This is a genomic window from Nocardioides sp. Z38_18, from assembly GCF_058215695.1.
In genome coordinates, this window is sequence record NZ_JBZAJE010000003.1 from 438,161 (window position 1) to 457,670 (window position 19,510).

A 19,510-nucleotide genomic window follows, 5' to 3' on the forward strand; every position below is an offset into this window, starting at 1 on the left:
TCCGGCCACCGAGAGGGACTACACCCTCCAGGAGCTGAAGGCGACCCTGCCGTCCAGGGCGGACGTTCCGGGGGCCAGGAAGATTCTGATCGTCTGCCCGAAGAAGGACAGCCCGATGTGCCCTGAGCGCGACGAGGGTGCCTCCGTCAGCGTGAGCTTCGCGCTCGAGCTCCCGGGCAGCCCGAAGGGCGCCGACCTCGAACGCGCGGCCGCTGAGGCCGTCATCGAGGACGACGCGAGCATCGACGTGTGGCGGCACGCGAGTCCAGGAGCAGCGCAGAGGAATGTGCGGACCGCGAAGGATGCAGTCGCCGTCTACGCCGGGAAGTACTCCATCAAGGAGGCTCGGAAGGACGACTACATCATCCCGGGAGAACGAGGTACCGGCGTCAACGAGGACCTGTCCCTGGACGGTTGGGAGGGCTTCATCAGCTCTCGCTCGGGCTCCTTCGGTTTCGACGGCAGGACCATGCAGCGCCAGTCCGTGAACCTGCGTGTGGCCAAGGGCCGCGTGACCATCACCGTCAACGTGGGCTCCGACGACGACGGTCACCCAGCCGGGCACGCCGAGGACCTCGCCCGCAAGCTGCTCACCGACTACGTGGCACGCCTGCCGTAGGCGTCCCGGCCCCACTACGCATCACCGGGCGGCCGGGACCGCGCGATCTGCACACAACCTTCACGTTGCGCGCACACCTCCCGACCACCGGCGCTCCTACGCTCCTGACATGGACCCGGAGAACCCCACGACCGTGCTGGTCGTCGAGGACGAGCCGCTGATCAACCAGGCCGTGGGGGACCGGCTCCGGGCGGAGGGGCACCGTGTCGTCTCGGCGTACGACGGCCCTGGCGCGGTCGCCGCCTTCGAGGAGCACCACCCCGACCTGGTGGTGCTCGACGTGATGCTGCCGGGCTTCGACGGCCTCGAGGTGTGCCGGCGGATCCAGCAGCGCCGTCCCGTCCCGGTGCTGATGCTCACCGCCCGCGACGACGAGGCCGACGTGCTCGTCGGGCTCGGGGTCGGGGCCGACGACTACCTGACCAAGCCGTTCCGGATGCGCGAGCTGGTCGCCCGGGTCGCCGCCCTGCTGCGCAGGGTGGGCCGCGCCCAGCAGCTGGTGGACCAGGCAGCGGCGAGCCCGCCCCGGAGCATGGAGGTCGGCGCCCTGCGGATCGACCCCGGCGCCCGGCGTACCTGGCTGCAGGGCGTGGAGCTGCACCTGACCCCCACCGAGTTCGACCTGCTCGGCGCCCTGGCCAGCAAGCCGGGCCAGGTCCTGACCCGGGAGCGGCTGCTGGCCGACGTCTGGGGCTGGGACGGCGGTGCCGGCGCCACCCGCACGGTGGACAGCCACGTGAAGGCGCTGCGCTCGAAGATCGGCGCGGAGCGGGTGCGCACGGTGCACGGCGTCGGGTACGCGCTCGAGGCCTGCTGATGTCGGCTCCGGCCCCTCGCGAGCCGCTGCGCCAGCTCACCTCGATCAAGGTGAAGCTCGGTCTGCTCGTGGCCGTCAGCGTGCTGGTCGCCGCGGTCCTGGCGACCCTGGGCGCAGGGACGGTGCCCGCGGCGCTGAGCATCCCGGTGACGGTGCTGCTCGCACTGGGCGTCACCCAGCTCCTCGCCGTGGGGATGACCTCCCCGCTGCGGCAGATGACCGAGGCGGCCCGGCGGATGGCCGCCGGCGACTACGACGTGCGGGTGCAGACCTCCTCGAACGACGAGGTGGGGGAGCTGGCGCGTGCCTTCAACCGGATGGCCGCCGACCTGGCCGGGGTCGACCGGCAGCGCCGCGACCTGGTCGCGAACGTCTCCCACGAGCTGCGTACGCCGCTGACGGCGCTCGTCGCCGTCCTGGAGAACCTCGACGACGGGGTCAGCGAGCCCGACCCGGCCACGATCCGGGTCGCGCTCGGCCAGGCGGAGCGCTTGAGCAACCTGGTCGCCGACCTCCTCGACCTCTCCCGCGTCGATGCCGGCGTGGTGCCCCTGGACCGCACCGAGGTGCCGGTGGCCGAGCTGGTCGCCGAGGCCGTGGGGGAGGCGGGTGCCCCGGCGCGAGAGGTGCGGTTCGACGTACGTGTCGAGCCGGCCGACCTGGTCGTGCACGCCGACCGCTCGCGACTGCACCAGCTGCTGGCCAACCTGCTGGACAACGCCGTGCGGCACAGCCCTGCCGGCGCGACCGTGCGGGTGCACGCGAGCCGGGTCGGCGAGCTGGTGCGCATGGAGGTGTCGGACGAGGGATCGGGAATCGCGCCGGAGGACCGGGAACGGGTCTTCGAGCGGTTCGGCACGTTGCACGACCCGCTGGGTGGCGGGACCGGTCTGGGACTGGCCATCGCCCGGTGGGTGACGCATCTGCACGGGGGGCAGATCCGGCTGGTGGAGCCCGGGGCCGGTGAGGCCGGCGCCCGGTTCCGCGTCGAGCTGCCGGCGCACGCCACGCCCACCGCACCCCCCGGAAACCACGAGAGGAACCCCACGATGACCCCACCTCCCACGGCCCCGGGGCCTGCGTCCCCGCCAGTGGTGCGACCGCTGCCGCCGCGTCCGATGCCTGAGGGCGTCCTGGACTCCCTGTTCGGCCAGGTGTGGCCGGACCGCGGCGTGCCGCCGAGGCGCGGGGTGCTGCTCGCCTGCCTGGCGATCGGGGTCTTCGCCGGGCTCGCGCTCCCGTTCGCGGCCCTGGGCCTGGGGGCGTCGCTGGTGATGCTGGCCTCCGGCCTGGTGGTGCTCTGGGTCAGCCGGCGGCGGCGTACGCCGTTCGCCTGGGCGTGCGCCGCGTTGGCCACCGGCTTCGCCCTGCTGCCCACGTTCCGTGACGCCGGGTGGCTCACGGCGCTCGGCGTCCTGGTCTCCGTCGTGCTGGTCACCGCGGCCGTGACCGGCGCCAGGTCGGCCTGGGGGATGGTGCTCGCGGCGATCGCCTGGCCGTTCGCCGGGCTGCGCGGACTGCCCTGGCTGGGCCGCACCATGCGGGTCCTCGCCGGCGGCAGCAACAGCGCGGCCGTGGCCAGGACGGTCGCGCTCTCCGTGCTGGGCGTGCTCGTCTTCGGCGTCCTGTTCGCCAGCGGGGACGCGATCTTCGGCCACTGGGTCAACACGGTCGTCCCCGACGTGCGGGACAGCGTGCTCCTGCGGGTGTTCGTGACCGTGGCGGTCGGCGGGGTGGTGCTCGCGGCGGCGTACCTCGCCATCAACCCGCCGGCCGTCGAGTCTCCCGTCGTACGCCGACCGGCCCAGCACCGCTTCGAGTGGCTGGCGCCGGTGCTGCTCGTCGACGCGGTGTTCGTGCTCTTCCTCGCGGCGCAGGCCGCCGCGTTCCTCGGCGGGCACGACTACGTGCGCCGGGTCACGGGACTGACCTACGCGCAGTACGTGCACCAGGGGTTCGGCCAGCTCACGGTCGCCACCGCGCTCACCCTGCTGGTGGTGTGGGTGGCATCGCGCAAGGCGGGCACGACCCCCGCCGACCAGTGGTGGTTGCGAGGGTCGCTGGGGGTGCTGTGCCTGCTCACCCTGGTGGTCGTGGTCTCCGCGCTGCACCGGATGGACCTCTACCAGGACGCCTACGGCTTCACCCGGCTTCGGCTGCTCGTCGACGTGTTCGAGCTCTGGCTGGGGCTGGTGGTGGTCGCGGTCGTGGTGGCGGGCATCCGGCTGCGCGGCTGGTGGCTGCCCCGGATGGCGCTGCTCTCCGGCGCCGCGATGCTGCTGGGCCTGGCGGTCGCCAACCCGGACGCGTGGATCGCGCGGCACAACCTCGAGCGGTACGAGGCCACCGGCAAGGTCGACTGGGGCTACCTGCGCGGGCTGAGCGCGGACGCGGTGCCCACCCTCGCCGAGCTCCCGCCCGAGCAGGCAGCATGCGCGCTCCGGGGGTTCCGTCCCGCCGAGGACTCCTGGCAGGGCTGGAACCTGTCCCGGGCCCGGGCCGACGACACGTGGGCGAGGCTGGTCCTGCCCGGACCCGGGACGCCGGTCGGCAGGCAGAGCTGCCCGTAGCCCGCCGAAGGTCCACCTGTGCAGGTCAGGCGTGCCCTGCTGTACTGAAGTGATGGAGATCACTCCTGTGCCTCGGATCCGCAGGTCGCGGCGCAGTGCGTGTGCGCGGCTGCTGGGAAGGACCTTCCTGGTGGCGGCGGTGCTCTGCGGCGGGCTGTGGACCGCCACCCACGGCGTCGCCCACGTGGGGTGGGGCGAGGTCGCCGCGATCCTGCGGGGTGTCTCTGCCGAGCAGCTCCTCGTGCTGACCACGATCTGGCTCGGCGGGCTGGCCGTCTACTGCCTGGTGCTCTCCGCAGCGCTTCCCGGCCTCGGCGTCTCCCGCAGCCTGCTGCTCAACCTCAGCGGCAGCGCCGTGGCCAACGTGGTGCCGCTCGGCGGGGCCGTCGGTACGGCGCTGAACTGGCGGATGGTGACCCGGTGGGGGCACAGCAACCATGCGTTCGCGGCGTACTGCCTGCTCACCAACGCGCTGGACGCGCTCACCAAGCTGGTGCTGCCGCTGGTGGCGGTGGCCGGGCTGGTCCTGGTCTCCGCGCAGGTGCCGACCACCGTCTGGGCGATGGCCGCCTGCTGTGCGGTGGCCCTGTTGGTGGCGGCGCTGCTGGTGCCAGCGCTGCGCCGGCTCAGCCCCGGCACGAGCAGCCGGGTCGTGGTGCTCGGACGGCTGCGGCAGCAGACGGTGGAGTGCTGGTCCCGGGTCCGCGGGCTGCTCCGCGCCGGGGCACCGCGGCTGCTCCTCGCCAGCGTCGGCTACATCGCGGCCCAGGTGGCGCTGCTCGACGTCAGCCTGCGCGCGGTCGGTCTCCAGGCCCCGGTGACAGTCGTGCTGATGGCCGCGGCGATCGAGCGGCTCGGCACTCTGGTCCCGATCACGCCCGGGGGCGCGGGGGTCGCCGAGGTGGGCGCCATCGCCTGGCTGGTCGGGTCCGGTCTCTCGCCGGTCCAGGCCGTGGCCGGGGTGCTGCTGTGCCGCGTCTTCCTGGTGGTGATGGAGATCCCGCTCGGCGGCGCCATGCTCGCGGGCTGGCTGTGGTGCCAGCGAGGGACGCGCTCCCGGGCCGGGGCGGCCGCATGAGGATCCTGCACCTGACCGACCACTACCCCCCGGTGGTCGGCGGCATCGAGGCGCACGTCGCCTGCCTGGCGCTGCAGCAGGCGCTCGACGGTGCCCGCGTCACCGTGCTCACCTCCAGCCCCCGCACCGCGGAGACCGTGACCAGCGCGGACGCCGGACCGGTGCAGGTGATCCGGGCGCGGTCGCTGGCCCAGGGCCTCCGGGTCCGCGCCGAGGACTTCGACCTGGTGCACGCCCACGTCTCGGTGGTCGCACCGTTCACCGCTCCGCTGGCCGGGGTGCTGGCCCGCCGCGGGGTGCCCACGGTGGTGACGGTGCACTCGCTGTGGAGCGGGATGGGACCGGTCCCGGCGCTGGCCGCGGCACTGAGCGGGCTGCGCTCGGCGCCAGTCACCTGGACGGCGGTGAGCGGGGTGGCGGCGGGCGAGGTACGCCGCCGGCTGCCCGTCGGCACCCGGGTACAGGTGATCCCGAACGCGGTCGACGCCGCACCCCGCGCGCGCACGCCGGCCGAGGGCCAGGAGGTCCGGCTGGTGAGCACCATGCGGGTCGCCCACCGCAAGCGCCCCTTGGAGCTGCTGCGGGTCTTCGCGGCAGTCGGCGAGGCGACCAGCCGACCGGTCCGGCTCACCGTCGTCGGGGACGGTCCGCAGCGGCGCGGGCTGGAGCGGCTCGCGCGACGGCTGCACGTCGCGGACCGGGTGCGGGTCACCGGCCGGCTCGACCCCGAGGGAGTGCTGGAGGAGCTGGCGCACTCCGAGGTCTACGTCGCCCCGGCGGTCCTGGAGTCCTTCGGACTGGCTGCGCTCGAGGCACGTGCGGTGGGGCTGCCGGTCGTGGGGCGGCGCGGCACGGGCCTGGTGGAGTTCATCGAGGACGGTGTCGACGGGCTGCTCGGCGTCGACGACACCGGCCTGGGGCGTGCCCTTGTCCGCCTCGTCGAGGACGCGCCGCTGCGCCAGGAGATCTCCGAGCACAACCGCACCGTCGCGCACGGCCTCTCCTGGGAGCGGTCCCTGGGGACCCACGAGCGCGTCTACGCCGAGGCGCGGGGCGCGGCACCACGCGTGGAGCAGTCGCGATGAGCGGGCAGCGATTCACGATGGTCTCCTTCCACGCCCATCCCGACGACGAGGCCCTGCTGACCGGCGGACTGCTCGCCCGGGCGGCGGCGCAGGGGCACCGCGTCGTCCTGGTCACGGCGACCGCGGGGGAGCGCGGGCTGGCCGGTGAGCGGGACGGCTCCGGCGACACCCTCGCCGGCGTACGGATGACCGAGCTCGCCACCTCCGCACGGATCCTGGGCTGTGCCCGGGTGGTGGGGCTGGGCCACGCCGACTCCGGGCTGGATTCTGGGCTGGATTCCGGGCTGGATTCTGGGCCCGACCATGGGCTGGGTGGGCCTGAGTCGTTCAGCCGCGCCGACGCCGACCGGTGCGCGGCCGACCTGGCCGCGGTGCTGCACGAGGAGCAGGCCGACGTGCTCACGATCTACGACCCCAACGGCGGCTACGGGCATCCCGACCACGTCCAGGTGCACCGGGTGGGCGTGCTCGCTGCTCGGCTGGCGGGGACGCCGGTCGTGCTGGAGGCGACGGTCCCGGGGCGGCTGTTCTCCACCGGGTTGCGGTTGCTCGCCCTGCTCGGCCACCCGCTCGGCGCCCCGCCGGTGGCGACCACCCGGGTCTTCGCCGACCCCGGGACGATCACCCACCGGGTCGGGGTGCGGGGGGCGCTGCGCCAGAAGCGGGCAGCGATCGCGGCACACGGCTCGCAGCGGCGGGGTGGAGGAGGTGTCCGGGCGCTCGACCGGTTCGCGCGGCTACCGCTGCCGCTGTTCTGGGTGGTCTTCGGCCGGGAGTGGTACGTCGAGCACGGCCGCCGGGCCCCCGACCGGCTCGAGGACGTGTTCGCCTCGCTACGCGACTGAGGCCGGCCGCCCACCGGACGGCGCCGCGAGACAGACCCGACCAGACCCCTCCAGACCAGGACAGGACAAACGACCAGGGAGGCGCAGATGCAGCACAGCGCAGGGTCGCCGCTCGGTGGGCCGCCGGGGTGGATGTTGCGGCTGTGGGCCGTGGTCGCCGTGTTCGCCGCGATCACCCTGGTGCGCTCGGCGCAGGTCGGCATCCCGGTGCGGGACCCCCACGGGGGCTTCTTCTGGGGCCGCGGGGCCGAGTTGCTGTGGATCCTGGTCGTGCTGGTGCTGCTCGACGGCTGGGTCCGGGCCGGTCGCGCCGGCGGACGGCGTACGCCCCGCGCGGCCTGGGGAGCGGCGCGGGCGCGGTGGACCTGGCTGCGGCTGGCCGGGGCCGGCAGCCTGCTGCTGGCCTACCAGCTGGTCTACCTGTGCTACCACAACCTGAAGAGCTGGGACGTGTTCAACCGGCCCCGCGACGACCTGCTCCTGGCCGCGGACCGCTGGCTGCTCGGTGGGCACAGCCCGGCGGTGCTGCTGCACGACCTGCTGGGCGAGCACGTTGCCGCCTACGTGCTGATGGTCGTCTACGAGTCGTTCTCCTCGCTGGTCTCGGTGGCGCTGGTCGCCGCGGTGGTGCTCACCGAGCGGCTCCGTGAGGGCGCTGTCTACGTCGCCTCGATGGTGTGGGTGTGGATCCTCGGCGTCGCCTGCTACTACGCGATCCCGTCACTGGGCCCGTTCTGGTCGGCCCCCCAGGAGTTCGCCGGCCTGCCGCACACGATGATCCAGGACACCCAGGCCCGCTACCTGGCCCAGCGCGCCCACCTGCTCGCGGACCCGGGGGCGCCGGACGCCTTCGCGCAGGTCTCCGCTTTCGCCAGCCTGCACGTGGGCGTGACCGCGGTGATCGTGCTGATGGCGGCGTACTACGGCCTGCGCCGCACCGCCCGCGTGCTCGCCGTCTACCTGGTCGCCACGATCGTGGCGACCGTCTACCTGGGCTGGCACTTCGCCCTCGACGACGTGGCCGGCCTGCTCATCGCCTGGGTCAGCGTGCGGCTCGGCCGGTGGACCGTCTCGCCCCGGGTGTCCGACCGCGGGGCCGTGGCTGCTCCCGTTCGGTGAGCCGGTGCGATGAGGCCCGTGCGTTGAGGCCCGTGCGTTGAGCGCTGGTCGGGAGAAGCGCCTTCTCGGCGGCAGCGCGTCGGCCGTCGAGACGGCGCCCGCACCCTAGGCTGACGCCCGTGGACCAGGAGGAGCCCAGCGCCAGTGTCGTCGACCAGCTGCCAGACGGGGTCGTGATCGCGGACGCCGACGGCGTGGTCACCGTGGTGAACGCGGTCGCGAAGCGGCTGCTCGGCCGTAGTGCTAAACCCGGTCAGCACCTCCGCGACGTGATGGCGCTGCAGGACCAGGAGAGCCACGACTGGTACTCCGTGAACAACCCCTTCGACGGGCTCGGCAGCCGGGTCGGCCTCACCGAGCAGTCCTGGTTGACCTCTGCCGGCGTCGAGGTCCTGGTCACCGGACGGATCAACCGAGTGGGCCGGTTCGGCCCCGTCGGCAGCGTCGGCCTGGTGATCCGCTCCGGTCGCGGGCGGGCCCGGCTGGACCGGGACCGCTCCGACCTGGTGGCCACCGTCGCGCACGAGCTGCGCTCCCCGCTGACCGGGGTCAAGGGGTTCGTCTCCACCCTGCTCAGCAAGTGGGACCGGCTCAACGACGAGCAGAAGAAGCTGATGCTGCACACGGTGCACTCCGACGCCGAGCGACTGTCCCGGCTGATCACCGAGCTCCTCGACGTGGCCCGCATCGACACCGGGCGGCTCCCGCTCTACCCCCGGCCGGTGGACCCGCAGGCCCTGGTGGAGCGGTGCGTGGAGTCGCTGCGGGTCGGTACGCACCGCACCATCGAGTCGGCGTACGACGACGACCTCCCGCAGGTGTCCGCGGACCCCGACAAGTGCACCCAGGTCGTGACCAACCTCGTCGACAACGCCCTGCGCCACGGGGAGGGCACCGTCCAGGTCAGCGTCTCGGCGATCACCGAGCCCTTCGCCGGCGTGCGGATCCGCGTCGACGACGAGGGCGAGGGCATCGCCGAGCCCATCCGTGCACGGGTGTTCACCAAGTTCTGGAAGCACGGCGTCCGCGGGGGCAGCGGCCTGGGGATGTACATCGTCAACGGCCTCGTCCGGGTCCACGGCGGCGAGGTCGAGATCACCGACTCCGACTCCGGCGGCGCCCGGATCGAGGTCCGCTGGCCCTGCGAGGACCTGCGGAGCTAGCCGCAGGCGGTACCGGCTGGCCGGTGGGTTGGCCGGTCGGTTCGCCGGTCCGGGCTCCGACTTCCTAGACTGGCAGGCGCACTGTTCCGTGTGAGTCCAGCGAGAGGCAACGATGTCGGGCCCCAACTCCGAGTACGACCCGGTCCAGGTGACCCCGCTGGAGGAGGAGCAGGTGGACGCGATGCGGGAGAGCGCCCTCGCGGCGATCGCCGCGGCCACCGACCTCGAGAGCTTCAAGCAGGTGCGGACCGAGCACGCCGGGGACCGGTCGCCGCTGGCGCTGGCGAACCGGGAGATCGGGGCGCTGCCCCCGCAGGCGCGCAAGGACGCCGGCCGCCGGGTCGGGCAGGCACGCGGCGCGGTCAACCAGGCGCTCGCGAAGAAGCAGGCCGAGCTCGAGGCCGAGGCCGAGGCCCGGATGCTCGTCGAGGAGGCCGTCGACGTCACGCTGCCCTGGGACCGGGCCACCAAGGGCGCCCGGCACCCGATCACGACGCTGTCCGAGCGGATCGCCGACGTGTTCGTGGCGATGGGCTGGGAGGTCGCCGAGGGCCCGCTCGTCGAGGCCGAGTGGCTCAACTTCGACGCGCTCAACCTCGGCCCGGACCACCCGGCGCGGACGATGCAGGACACGTTCTGGGCCGACCCGCCCGAGGACCACCTGGTGCTGCGTACGCACACTTCCCCGGTGCAGGCGCGCACGATGCTGACCCGCGAGCCCCCGATCTACGTCGTCTGCCCGGGCCGCGTGTTCCGCACCGACGAGTACGACGCCACGCACAGCCCGATGTTCCACCAGGTCGAGGGACTCGTGATCGACCGCGGGATCACGATGGCCCACCTGAAGGGGTCGCTGGACCACTTCTCCGAGTCGATCTTCGGCGCCGGGATCACGACCCGGTTCCGGCCGTCGTACTTCCCGTTCACCGAGCCGAGCGCCGAGGTCGACCTGCGCTGCTTCGTGTGCCGCGGCCAGTCGCCCGCCGTGGAGGACTGCCGCACCTGCAAGGGCGAGGGCTGGATCGAGTGGGGCGGCTGCGGCGTGGTGAACCCGCGGGTGCTCACCGCCTGCGGCGTCGACCCGGCGCGCTACACCGGCTTCGCCTTCGGCATGGGCATCGACCGCACCCTGATGTTCCGTCACGGAGTCGCCGACATGCGCGACATGTTCGAGGGTGACGTCCGCTTCTCCAACGCTTTCGGATCGGATCTGTCATGAAGGCCCCCGTCTCCTGGATCCGCGAGTACGCCGACCTCCCGGCCGACGTCTCCGTCGACGAGCTCGCCGCTCGGCTGACCGCGCTCGGCCTCAAGCTCGAGGCGATCGAGCGCCCCGGCCACGACATCACCGGCCCGCTGGTGATCGGCCGCGTGCTGACGATGGAGCCCGAGCCGCAGAAGAACGGCAAGACCATCAACTGGTGCACCGTGGACGTCGGTGCGGCCAACGGGACCGGTGAGCCCCAGGGGATCGTCTGCGGCGCGCACAACTTCGCCCCCGGCGACCTGGTGGTGGTCGTGCTCCCGGGCGGCGTGCTGCCCGGTGGGTTCGAGATCTCCGCGCGCAAGACCTACGGGCACCTCTCCGCCGGGATGATCTGCTCCACCCGCGAGCTCGGCCTCGGCGACGACCACGACGGCATCCTGGTGCTCCCCGCCGACGCGGGGGAGCCGGGCGACGACGTCTTCGAGCTGCTGAAGCTGCGCGAGGAGGTGATCGAGTTCGAGATCAACCCCGACCGTGCCTACGCGCTGTCGCTGCGCGGCGTCGCCCGCGAGGCGGCGCTCGCCCACGGAGTCGCGTTCCACGACCCCGCCGACCGGAAGACCCCGGCGCCGAACGCGGACGGCTACCCGGTCGTCGTCGACGACGCCGAGGGCTGCCCGGTCTTCGTCGCCCGCACCGTCTCCGGCTTCGACCCGAGCGCGCCGACCCCGGACTGGATGGCCCGGCGCCTGCTGCTCGTCGGGCAGCGGCCGATCTCCCTGGCCGTCGACGTCACCAACTACGTGATGTTCGAGCTGGGGCGCCCGATCCACGGCTACGACGCCGACAAGCTCGCCGGCCCGATCCGGGTACGCCGCGCCACCGAAGGCGAGCACCTGACCACGCTCGACGGCAACGACCGCACCCTGTCACCGGAGGACCTGGTGGTGACCGACGACTCGGGCATCATCGGCCTCGGCGGGGTGATGGGCGGCCAGACCACGGAGATGTCCGAGACCACCACTCGCGTGCTGATCGAGGCGGCCCACTGGGACGCGCGCTCGATGTTCCGCACCGGCCGGCGCCACAAGCTGACCTCGGAGGCCGGCAAGCGCAACGAGCGCGGCGTCGACCCGACGATCTGCGAGGCCGCGGCCGACCGGGTCGCCGAGCTGCTTGCGGAGTACGGCGGCGGCACCATCGAGGACGGCGTGACCGTCGTCGGCGAGCCGCCCGTGCAGCCCTCGATCACGATCCCGATCGACCTGCCTGCCCGCGTCACCGGGATGGACATCGCCTCGCACACCTCGATCGCGAACCTCGAGGCGGTCGGCTGCGAGGTCGAGGCGGCGGCGGACACGCTGACCGCGACGGTGCCGCCGTGGCGTCCCGACCTCAACGACCCCTTCGACCTCGTCGAGGAGGTCGCCCGGATCGTCGGGTACGACGACATCCCCAGCGTGCTCCCGCAGGCGCCGCCCGGACGCGGCCTCACCGTTGAGCAGTCCCTGCGCCGCCGCGTGGGTCGCACGCTCGCGGGCCAGGGGTACGTCGAGGTGCTGAACTTCCCGTTCGTCGGGGAGGCCGACCTCGACCGGCTCGGGCTCGAGGCCGACGACGCCCGGCGTACGACGCTGCGGCTGGCGAACCCGCTGAGCAGCGAGGAGCCGCTGATGACCACGACGCTGCTGCCCGGGCTGCTGCGCACCGTGGCCCGCAACGTCAGCCGCGGCGCGAACGACCTGGCCCTGTTCGAGGCGTCCCCGGTCACGCTCCCGCGCGGAGGCGGCGCACCGATCCTGCCTGTCGACCGCCGCCCGAGCGAGCAGGAGTGGGAGGCGCTGAACCGAGCCGTCCCGCACCAGCCGCTCCACCTCGCGTTCGCCGTGTGCGGTGAGCGCGACCGTGGTGGCTGGTGGGGCAAGGGCCGGGCAGCCGGCTGGAGCGACGTCATCGAGACCGCGCGGGTCCTCGCGGAGGCGCTCGGTCTCGAGCTCACCGTGAGGTCGGCGGCTGTTGCGCCGTGGCACCCGGGTCGCTGCGCCGAGCTGCTCGTCGGCGAGATCTCGGTCGGCCACGCCGGTGAGCTGCACCCGCACGTGTGCCGGGACTTCGGGGTTCCGCCGCGCACCTCGGTCGCCGAGCTGGACCTGGAGGCGCTGCTGTCCCGCGCGGACGTCGTACCGGCCGCGCCCGACTTCTCGACCTACCCGGTCGCCAAGGAGGACGTCGCCCTCGTGGTGGCAGCCGACCTGCCGGCCGAGGAGCTCGCGGCGACGCTGCGCGAGGGAGCGGGGACGTTGTGCGAGTCGGTGCGTCTCTTCGACGTCTACACCGGGCAGCAGGTGGGTGAGGGCCGCAAGTCACTGGCGTTCGCGCTGCGCTTCCGGGCACCGGACCGGACGCTGACCGAGCCGGAGACCTCGGCCGCCCGTGACGCAGCGGTGGCGCTGGCGGTCGAGCGGCACGGGGCCGAGCGGCGCGCCTGATCTCCTCCCGAACTCCGGCGAGGCTCTCGGAGAGCCACTGGGGTGCGGCCACCGGCTCTCGCTGTGGCTGGTGCGCGGGGACGACGACTGGAGGATCGGGCACTTCCACGGCTCGGTCCCCGACGCCTGAGCCGGGTCAGCGGGTGGCCTCGTCGAGGACCTCGAGGACATGGCGGTACTCCTGGCCGGTGGCGCGGTGCATCCCGAGCTCGCAGGTCCGGTTGCTGGAGACGTACGCCGTCCCGGCCGGTGTCGCGAGTCCGGCGATCTCGGCCGCCTCGGGGGCGGTGGCCGACGCGGTGAGCTCGGGGTGGAGCAGCCCCCGGTCGCCGGCGAACCCGCAGCACCCCCAGCTGGCCGGGACGACGACCTCCTCGGAGAGGAAGCCGGCGATCCGCACGAGCGCGTCGGTGCTGCCCAGGGCGGTGCTCGCGCAGGTCGGGTGCACCACCACCGCCGGCACCGGCGTGCTGACCCGCAGGCCGGGCAGCACCCGGTCGGCGACGAAGTCGGTGGCGTCGCGCACCTCGACCCCGGAGGGGGCGAGCATCTGCACCAGCCCCTCGGTGCACGAGCTGGCGTCCGCGATCACCGGCAGCCGGCCCCCGTCGGTGGCGGCCAGCACCGACGCGCGCACGCGGTCGGCCATCCGGGCGTAGCCGTCGAGGTGGCCCTTGGACTTCCACGGGGTCCCGCAGCACAGCCCGTCGAGGTCGTCGGGGGTTCGCAGGACCACCCCGGCGCGCTCGCACACCCGGCGCAGCGCGGCGGTGCTCCCGCCGCCGAACATCGTCCCCACACAGGCGGCGAACAGGACCGCCTCCGGCTCGCCCTGCGATGCGGTGGGAGCAGCGGACGGGCCGGGGGAGCGGGCGCTGCCGCCCCGGGGCAGGCCCGGGTCGTAGAGCGGCACCTGCTCGGCACCGGCGACCTCGCGACCGAGCCGGGAGAGCGCCACCGGCACCGGGGCCGGGAGCCGGTCGGCGACGGTGAGCGCGGCGGCGGCCCCGCGGGTGGCCGCGGACCAGTGCCCGGCCGCGAACGACCAGGCCCGGCGCTCCCGGGGGCTCTCGGTGGCGGCCCGCAACCGGCGGACCAGGTCGCCGGTGTTGATCAGCACCGGGCAGGCGGTGGCGCACATCCCGTCCACCGCACAGGTCTGGATGCCGTCGTACTCGAAGTCGCGGCGCAGCTCCAGGACCAGGTCGTCGTCCCCGCGGGCCTCGGCGAGCGCCATCTCCCGGCGCAGCACGATCCGCTGCCGGGGCGTGGTGGTCAGCGACCGGGAGGGACACACCGGCTCGCAGAAGCCGCACTCCACGCAGCGGTCGACCTCCTCCTCGACCCGGGTGCTGGGCTTGAGGTCGCTCAGCCAGCCGCGCGGGTCGTCGGTGAGCACCGAGCCGGGGTTCAGCGTCTGCGCCGGGTCGACCAGCCGCTTGAGGTCGCGCATCACCGCGGTGAGGTCGGCGCCGTACTGCCGCTCCACGAAGGGCGCCATGATCCGCCCGGTGCCGTGCTCGGCCTTGAGGGTGCCGCCGAGCCCGAGGACCAGGTCGACCATCTCGTGGGTGAACGCCTCGTAGCGCTCCAGCAGCCGCTGGTCGTCGAAGCGCTCGTTGAGCATGAAGTGCAGGTTGCCGTCGCGCGCGTGCCCGAAGATCACGGAGTCCTCGTAGCCGTGGGCGTCCATCATCGTGGTCAGCCCCCGGCACATCTCCTCGAGGCTGGCCACCGGCACGGCGACGTCCTCCAGCAGCGCGCTCATCCCCTGGGGGCGTGCTCCGGCGACGGCGCTGTAGAGGCCCTTGCGGGTGCGCCACAGGCTGGCCCGCTCCCGGGGCTCCGCGGTCATCTCGGCCGGCATCGACAGCGGCAGCCGGCCGACGGCGGGCTCGGCGTCCGCGCGCAGCCCGGCGAGCTCCTCGGTCGTGCGCGCCTGGAACTCCACCAGCAGCGCCGCGTGCTGGCGTACGTCGAGCCGCAGGATCTGCGAGGGGCAGCCGGGGTCCTGCTGGGCCACCCGCAAGGATGCCGCGTCGAGCAGCTCCGCGGTCGCGACCCCGGTGGCCAGGACGTCGGGGACCGACCTCGACGCCTGGGTGAGGTCGTCGAAGACGTAGAGCCCGGTCGCGGCCCGGGGGAGCACCTCGACGGTGCGGAAGACCGCGGAGGCGACGAAGCCCAGCGTGCCCTCGCTGCCCACCATCAGGTGGACGAGGATCTCCAGCGGGTCGTCGTGGTCGAGGAACGCGTTCAGCCCGTAGCCCATCGTGTTCTTCAGGCTGAACAGCCGCTCCAGGGTCGCCACCGAGCGCGGGTCGCGGCGGACCCGGTCGCGCAGCTCGGCCAGCCCCCGGTGCAGCTCGGGCTCGGCCTGGGCGAAGTGGCGGGCGGCGTCGGCCGCACCGGAGTCGACGACCGTGCCCGAGGGCAGCACGACGACCATCGACTCCAGGGTGTTGTAGGTGTTCAGCTCGGTGCCGCACTGCATCCCCGAGGAGTTGTTGGCGATCACGCCGCCGACCGTGCAGGCGATCTCGCTGGCCGGGTCCGGGCCGAGCCGGGTCCCGTGCGGGGCCAGCCGTGCGTTCACCGACCGCACGGTGGCACCCGGACCCACCCGCACCCGGTCCCCGCCGTCGAGCACCTCGATCTGCCGGAACCCCTCGCGGGTGTCGACCAGCACGGAGTCGCTCAGCGCCTGGCCCGAGAGCGAGGTGCCGCCGCCGCGGAAGGTGAGCGGCACGCCGAGGCGACCGCAGACGCGCATCACCTCGGCGACGTCCGGGACCCCCGTGGGCGTCACCAGCACCTGCGGGTGGAGCAGGTAGTGCGAGGCGTCGTGGGCATGGGCGAGCAGGTCGATCGCGCGTCCGCTCACGGTGCACGCAGAGGCACCGAGCTCGCGTTCGAGGGAGGACGCGAGCCCGGTGCCGGCTTCTGCGTGCCGGGTGCTCAGGAGCCCGCTCCGGCCAGCCGGTCCGCGATGTGCTCGGCCTGGCGGATCGCCAGCGCGACGATCGTCAGCGTCGGGTTGGCCGCGGCGCCGGTGGTCATCACCGAGCCGTCGCTGACGAACAGCCCCGGCACGTCGTGCGCCTCACCCCACTTGTCGACCACCCCGTCCTGCGGACGCTCGCTCATCCGGCAGGTGCCGAGGTTGTGCGTCGACGGGTACGGCGGCGTGTGGTGGGTGCCGAGCGCGCCGACTGCCTCGTAGAGCATGTCCGCGCGGGAGAAGGCGTGCTCGCGCATCGCGACGTCGTTGGGGTGGTCCTCGAAGTTCACGTCGGGCACGGGGAGGCCCCACTGGTCCTGCACGGCCGGGTTGAGGGTCACGCGGTTCCTCTCCTGGGGCATGTCCTCACCGACGATCCACAGCCCTGCGGTGTTCTCGTAGGCGTCGAGCAGCTGGGTCAGCTCCGGACCCCATGCTCCCGGCTCGACGAACGAGGCGAGGAAGGCCGGGCCGAGGGAGAGGGTCTCGAAGTAGTATCCACCGGCGAAGCCGCGGGAGGTGTCGAGCCGCGCCTCGTCGGCGACGATGCCGGCCATGGTCTCGCCGCGGTACATGTGCACCGGCTCCTCGAACCGTGCGTAGACCGAGCCGGTGGTGTGGCGCATGTAGTTGCGCCCCAGCTGGCCCGAGGAGTTCGCGAGACCGTCGGGGTGCATCGAGCTCGCGCTCATCAGCAGCAGCCGGGTGGACTCGATCGAGTTGCCGGCCACGCACACCACCTTCGCCGCCTGGCGGTGCAGGTTGCCGTCCTTGTCGAGGTAGAGCACGCCGTCGGCGCGGCCGGTGGCGTCGTGGGTGACCTGGACGGCCTGGGACTCGGGCCGCAGCTCGCACAGCCCGGTCGCCACGGCCCGTGGGATCTCGCGCACGGCGGTGCTCCACTTCGAGGACTGCTTGTCCCCCTGGAAGTTGAACCCGTCCTGGACCGACCCGGGCCGGCCGTCGTACGGCTCGGAGTTGGTGCCGTAGGGGCCGGTCGCGAAGAACTTGTAGCCGACCTTCTCGGCGCCGTTGGCCAGCACCTTGTAGTTGTTGTTGGCCGGCATCGGGGGACGGCCGTGCCGGTGGCTGGAGCCGATCGCCCGCTCCGCGCGGTCGTAGTACGGCGCGAGGTCGGCCAGGCTGATCGGCCAGTCCAGCAGGTTCGCGCCTTCGATGCCGTCGTAGTGGGTGGCGGTGCGGAACTCGTAGTCGCGGAACCGCGGGGTCGCCCCGGCCCAGTGGGTGGTCGTCCCACCGACCGCCTTGATCAGCCAGGCGGGCAGGTTGGGGAAGTCGCGCGCGACCTGGAACGAGCCCGACGCCGTGCGGTTGTCCAGCCAGGCCATCTGGTTGAACGCCGCCCACTCGTCGTTCTCGTAGTCCTCCGGGAGCAGGTGCGGGCCTGCCTCGAGGACCACGCACGGGACTCCCCGCGCGGTGAGCTCGTAGGCGACGGTGCCGCCGCCGGCTCCCGAGCCGACGACAACCACGACCTCCTCGTCGTGGCCGATCGGCTTGCCGTGGTCGCGGCCCAGGGAGAGGCCGGGGTCCTGGGTGCTCATCGTGCGGCCTCCGTCGTCAGGGGCGTCGTCAGCGTCGTGGTCACGGGCGTGGGCGCTGCCGGGTCGACGGCCGGCAGCTCGTCGGGCTGGTCATCGGGGGCGACCTCGACCAGCTGATCGGGCCCGTCGTACTCCTCGATCCGCGCCGGCGGCAGCCAGGCGAGGTCGTCGAAGCCGCGGTGCAGGTAGCCGCCCTGGTCGAAGGACGGCCCCTCGTAGCCGAGGAGCTCCCAGGTCTCGTGGTCGTTGTAGAGGAAGACCACGGCGACGCTGCGCACGAAGGTGAAGAACTCCGCGTCCTCCATCCCCCGGAGCAGCCCCAGTGCCGCCGTGTCGTCCAGGCCGGCGAAGTCGCCACCGGCGGCGGCGTCGAGCGATGCCAGGCCCTGGGTCAGCGTGAGCCGGTGCCACAGCGACTCGTCGAGCTGCCTGATCACCTCCGCGGCGGTCCGCTCGTAGGGACCGTCGGGGAAGCTGGGGTGCGGATAGGCCACGCGGAGCAGGCGCACCAGGGAGGCCCGGGCGCTGTCGGTGATGGCGGGTGTGGTCGAGGCGTCGGCCATGGGGTTGCTCCAAGGGTGGTGGGGCGGTGTGACCCTCGCCACACTAGGAACCGCCACCTCGCCCGGCCAGCCGCCTTATCGGCCGATGAGAACCCCGGTGCCGGGGAGCCGCTCAGCCCTCCTGGGTGCGCCCGGACCGGTAGAACCGGCTCACCCTCGACGCGGTCGTGCGCAGGGCTGCCTCCACCTCGGCGGGGGCCACCTGCATCCGCGCGTCCGGTCCGGAGAGCGCCACCGAGCCGATCAGGACCCCGTCGCCGCTGCGCACCGCAGCGGCGACGCAGGTCGCCCCGGCCTGGAACTCGTCGTTCTCCCAGGCGAGGTCCCGCCCGGCGACGACGTCGAGCTGGTCGGCCAGCTCCCGGTGGCTGGTGATGGTGCCGGGCGCGAACCGTGGCATCGGCTCCTCGTCGAGGAGCAGCGCCCGGTGGTCGGGGTCCATGTTGGCCAGCAGGATCTTGCCCAGGGCGGTCGCGTGCGGCGCCTCGTGGAACCCGAAGTCGATCCGCCGCAGCCGGGGACAGGCAGGGGAGTCGGCGGTGAACACCACCGCGATCTGGGAGCCGCGGTGGACCGCGAAGTACGCCGCGAGCCCGAGCCGCTCGTGAAGCGCGGTCACCTCGGCCCGCACCTCGCGGGGCACCCCGATCTGCTGGTGCAGCGAGACGCCGAGCTGGTGGAGCTTGTAGCCGAGCTCGAAGCGCTTCTCCTCCCGGATGTGCACCAGGTAGTCGCTGTCGAGCAGCTCGCGCGCGAGCCGGTAGACGGTGGGCAGTGGCAGACCGGTCGCGTCCGCGATCTCCTTGGCGCTGGCCCCGCCGCGGGCGGCGACGACCTCGAGGATGTCCAGGGTCCGGTGCACCGAACCGGGTCGGGCGCTGTGCTCGGCCCGACCAGACGTCATGGCCTCACAGTAGGGAACAGCGCAACCCTTCTCAGCCGCCGACAACGCGGCTGGTTGCCCACGCGGCGGGCGTGGCAGCATCGCGGGCCCAGGAGAGCACTCACCGAGCACCCCGAACGACAAGGAGCCAACATGATCTTCATCTGCGTCAAGTGGAAGGTGAAGCCGGAGTACGCCGACCAGTGGGTCGAGCTCAGCCGCGAGTTCACCGAGGCCACCCGGGCCGAGGACGGCAACCTGTTCTTCGAGTGGTCCCGCAGCGTGGAGGACCCGAACCAGTACGTGCTGATCGAGGCGTTCAAGGACGACGCCGCGGAGGCGCACGTGGGCAGCGACCACTTCAAGAAGGCGCAGCAGGACCTGCCGCAGTACGTCCAGGAGACCCCACAGGTCCGGAACGTGCTGATGGAGGGTGACCACTGGGACGAGCTGGCGGAGTTCCAGGTCGGCTAGGTCACACCCACTGGTGCGCTCACATGCGCATC

Annotated in this window: 16 protein-coding genes; 12 read left to right on the forward strand and 4 right to left on the reverse strand. The window is 73.1% G+C overall.

What is annotated here, in order from left to right; all coding sequences use genetic code 11:
- Positions 1-115: 115 nt before the first annotated feature.
- From AC4BGC_RS21395 to AC4BGC_RS21445, 11 genes are all read left to right on the forward strand, one after another.
- Complete coding sequence (locus AC4BGC_RS21395; RefSeq protein ID WP_490557575.1) at positions 116-619, forward strand: hypothetical protein; 504 nt, start codon at positions 116-118, stop codon at positions 617-619.
- Positions 620-728: 109 nt separating this feature from the next.
- Positions 729-1,436 carry a response regulator transcription factor gene (locus tag AC4BGC_RS21400; RefSeq protein ID WP_490557576.1) on the forward strand — a complete coding sequence of 236 codons (708 nt, stop codon included), beginning with the start codon at positions 729-731 and terminating at the stop codon, positions 1,434-1,436.
- The gene (locus tag AC4BGC_RS21405; protein ID WP_490557577.1) at positions 1,436-4,006 is read left to right on the forward strand and encodes a DUF4153 domain-containing protein; all 2,571 of its coding nucleotides are present in this window, start codon (positions 1,436-1,438) and stop codon (positions 4,004-4,006) included. Before AC4BGC_RS21400 ends, AC4BGC_RS21405 begins: the two co-directional genes overlap by 1 nt.
- Positions 4,007-4,058: 52 nt before the next feature.
- On the forward strand, positions 4,059-5,084 hold the full coding sequence (locus AC4BGC_RS21410) for a lysylphosphatidylglycerol synthase transmembrane domain-containing protein (RefSeq protein WP_490557578.1): 1,026 nt from the start codon (positions 4,059-4,061) through the stop codon (positions 5,082-5,084).
- Complete coding sequence (locus AC4BGC_RS21415) at positions 5,081-6,169, forward strand: glycosyltransferase family 4 protein (RefSeq protein WP_490557579.1); 1,089 nt, start codon at positions 5,081-5,083, stop codon at positions 6,167-6,169. The genes AC4BGC_RS21410 and AC4BGC_RS21415 overlap by 4 nt, the downstream gene beginning before the upstream one ends.
- Positions 6,166-7,014, forward strand: a complete 849-nt coding sequence (locus tag AC4BGC_RS21420; RefSeq protein ID WP_490557580.1) for a PIG-L deacetylase family protein — start codon at positions 6,166-6,168, stop codon at positions 7,012-7,014. The genes AC4BGC_RS21415 and AC4BGC_RS21420 overlap by 4 nt, the downstream gene beginning before the upstream one ends.
- A gap of 87 nt (positions 7,015-7,101) precedes the next feature.
- Positions 7,102-8,133, forward strand: a complete 1,032-nt coding sequence (locus tag AC4BGC_RS21425; protein ID WP_490557581.1) for a phosphatase PAP2 family protein — start codon at positions 7,102-7,104, stop codon at positions 8,131-8,133.
- 119 nt (positions 8,134-8,252) lie between these two features.
- Complete coding sequence (locus AC4BGC_RS21430; protein WP_490557582.1) at positions 8,253-9,296, forward strand: sensor histidine kinase; 1,044 nt, start codon at positions 8,253-8,255, stop codon at positions 9,294-9,296.
- Positions 9,297-9,408: 112 nt separating this feature from the next.
- On the forward strand, positions 9,409-10,515 hold the full coding sequence (gene pheS, locus AC4BGC_RS21435; RefSeq protein WP_490557583.1) for a phenylalanine--tRNA ligase subunit alpha: 1,107 nt from the start codon (positions 9,409-9,411) through the stop codon (positions 10,513-10,515).
- Entirely contained in the window at positions 10,512-12,992 is a 2,481-nt protein-coding gene (gene pheT, locus AC4BGC_RS21440) for a phenylalanine--tRNA ligase subunit beta (RefSeq protein WP_490557584.1), read from the forward strand. Before pheS ends, pheT begins: the two co-directional genes overlap by 4 nt.
- On the forward strand, positions 12,937-13,122 hold the full coding sequence (locus tag AC4BGC_RS21445) for a nuclear transport factor 2 family protein (RefSeq protein WP_490557585.1): 186 nt from the start codon (positions 12,937-12,939) through the stop codon (positions 13,120-13,122). The genes pheT and AC4BGC_RS21445 overlap by 56 nt, the downstream gene beginning before the upstream one ends.
- Before the next feature lie 6 nt (positions 13,123-13,128).
- Here AC4BGC_RS21445 and AC4BGC_RS21450 read toward each other — a convergent pair whose 3' ends face one another.
- The 4 genes from AC4BGC_RS21450 to AC4BGC_RS21465 all read right to left on the reverse strand — a co-directional run bounded on the left by AC4BGC_RS21450 (position 13,129) and on the right by AC4BGC_RS21465 (position 19,025).
- The gene (locus AC4BGC_RS21450) at positions 13,129-15,876 is read right to left on the reverse strand and encodes an FAD-binding and (Fe-S)-binding domain-containing protein (RefSeq protein WP_490557586.1); all 2,748 of its coding nucleotides are present in this window, start codon (positions 15,874-15,876) and stop codon (positions 13,129-13,131) included.
- Between the two features lie 74 nt (positions 15,877-15,950).
- On the reverse strand, positions 15,951-17,558 hold the full coding sequence (locus tag AC4BGC_RS21455) for a GMC family oxidoreductase (protein ID WP_490557587.1): 1,608 nt from the start codon (positions 17,556-17,558) through the stop codon (positions 15,951-15,953).
- On the reverse strand, positions 17,555-18,121 hold the full coding sequence (locus AC4BGC_RS21460) for a hypothetical protein (RefSeq protein WP_490557588.1): 567 nt from the start codon (positions 18,119-18,121) through the stop codon (positions 17,555-17,557). The genes AC4BGC_RS21455 and AC4BGC_RS21460 overlap by 4 nt, the downstream gene beginning before the upstream one ends.
- 112 nt (positions 18,122-18,233) lie before the next feature.
- Complete coding sequence (locus AC4BGC_RS21465) at positions 18,234-19,025, reverse strand: IclR family transcriptional regulator (RefSeq protein ID WP_490557589.1); 792 nt, start codon at positions 19,023-19,025, stop codon at positions 18,234-18,236.
- 132 nt (positions 19,026-19,157) lie between these two features.
- Between AC4BGC_RS21465 and AC4BGC_RS21470 the strand changes: the two genes are divergently transcribed.
- Positions 19,158-19,478 (forward strand): putative quinol monooxygenase, encoded by a 321-nt coding sequence (locus AC4BGC_RS21470; RefSeq protein WP_490548881.1) that lies wholly within the window; start codon positions 19,158-19,160, stop codon positions 19,476-19,478.
- The last annotated feature ends 32 nt before the right edge of the window (positions 19,479-19,510 follow it).

Bases quoted from the DNA above. Each gene is read 5' to 3' on its own strand.
- AC4BGC_RS21405 (WP_490557577.1), top strand. From the start codon at position 1,436: ATGTCGGCTCCGGCCCCTCGCGAGCCGCTGCGCCAGCTCACCTCGATC.
- AC4BGC_RS21470 (WP_490548881.1), top strand. From the start codon at position 19,158: ATGATCTTCATCTGCGTCAAGTGGAAGGTGAAGCCGGAGTACGCCGAC.
- AC4BGC_RS21460 (WP_490557588.1), bottom strand. From the start codon at position 18,121: ATGGCCGACGCCTCGACCACACCCGCCATCACCGACAGCGCCCGGGCC.
- AC4BGC_RS21400 (WP_490557576.1), top strand. From the start codon at position 729: ATGGACCCGGAGAACCCCACGACCGTGCTGGTCGTCGAGGACGAGCCG.
- AC4BGC_RS21395 (WP_490557575.1), top strand. From the start codon at position 116: ATGTGCCCTGAGCGCGACGAGGGTGCCTCCGTCAGCGTGAGCTTCGCG.
- pheT (WP_490557584.1), top strand. From the start codon at position 10,512: ATGAAGGCCCCCGTCTCCTGGATCCGCGAGTACGCCGACCTCCCGGCC.
- AC4BGC_RS21410 (WP_490557578.1), top strand. From the start codon at position 4,059: ATGGAGATCACTCCTGTGCCTCGGATCCGCAGGTCGCGGCGCAGTGCG.
- AC4BGC_RS21455 (WP_490557587.1), bottom strand. From the start codon at position 17,558: ATGAGCACCCAGGACCCCGGCCTCTCCCTGGGCCGCGACCACGGCAAG.
- AC4BGC_RS21425 (WP_490557581.1), top strand. From the start codon at position 7,102: ATGCAGCACAGCGCAGGGTCGCCGCTCGGTGGGCCGCCGGGGTGGATG.
- AC4BGC_RS21415 (WP_490557579.1), top strand. From the start codon at position 5,081: ATGAGGATCCTGCACCTGACCGACCACTACCCCCCGGTGGTCGGCGGC.
- pheS (WP_490557583.1), top strand. From the start codon at position 9,409: ATGTCGGGCCCCAACTCCGAGTACGACCCGGTCCAGGTGACCCCGCTG.
- AC4BGC_RS21465 (WP_490557589.1), bottom strand. From the start codon at position 19,025: ATGACGTCTGGTCGGGCCGAGCACAGCGCCCGACCCGGTTCGGTGCAC.
- AC4BGC_RS21420 (WP_490557580.1), top strand. From the start codon at position 6,166: ATGAGCGGGCAGCGATTCACGATGGTCTCCTTCCACGCCCATCCCGAC.